This is a genomic window from Acinetobacter sp. GRABPA_MV_2, assembly GCF_056725885.1.
In genome coordinates, this window is the sequence record NZ_JBWZNA010000066.1 from 1 (window position 1) to 807 (window position 807).

Below are 807 nucleotides of genomic sequence, written 5' to 3' on the forward strand. Positions count from 1 at the left end.
GGCACAGCCATAAATCACATCATCGACCTGTTCCCAATCTACACTTGGGTTACGCTGAATTAAGGCTTTGATCGGCACAGCGCCAAGGTCATCGGCACGGACAGGTGCAAGACCACCGGCATAACGGCCGAATGGAGTACGGATGGCATCGATGATATAAGCATTTTTTAATGTCATTTCCCTACTTCCTTACCCTTGAGTCGCATCAATCAAAGTTGCACCAGTCAAAGCCTGTAAATCATCAAAGCTAAGACCTTCCACTTTCTCAATCACCTTTAAACCTTCTTTGGTCACGTCAATCACACAAAGGTCAGTGTAAATACGGTCAACACATTTTTTACCCGTCACTGGATAAGTTAGCTCAGCCACAATCTTCGGTTCACCTTGTTTGGTTACATGGTCTGTGGTGATAAATACTTTCTTGGCACCCACAGCTAAATCCATCGCACCACCAACCGCAGGAATCGCATCCGGTGCTCCCGTGTGCCAGTTGGCCAAGTCACCATTCGCTGCCACCTGAAATGCACCGAGTACTGCAATATCAAGGTGACCACCACGCATCATCGCAAATGAATCGCCATGGTGGAAAAAGCTACCACCTTCAAGCATGGTCACAAATTCTTTACCCGCATTAATCAGTTCAGGATCTTCTTCACCTGCAGCTGGCGGTGGGCCAAAAGCCAACAGGCCATTTTCAGAATGAAGAAAAATATCTTTATCGTTAGGTAAGTAGCTCGCGATCTTGGTCGGTAGGCCAATACCCAAGTTCACATAGGCACCATCTGGAATATCTTGTGCCACACGTTG

General features: G+C 47.1%; 2 protein-coding genes. Both read right to left on the minus strand.

Annotation, left to right across the window (positions count from 1 at the left end; all coding sequences use genetic code 11):
* The coding region (locus tag ACXM0J_RS18830) for a thiolase family protein (protein ID WP_479750752.1) at positions 1-177 on the minus strand (177 nt) is incomplete at its 3' end.
* Between the two features lie 12 nt (positions 178-189).
* Positions 190-807 (minus strand): 3-oxoacid CoA-transferase subunit B (locus ACXM0J_RS18835; RefSeq protein WP_479750750.1); only part of this gene is annotated, 618 nt, incomplete at its 5' end.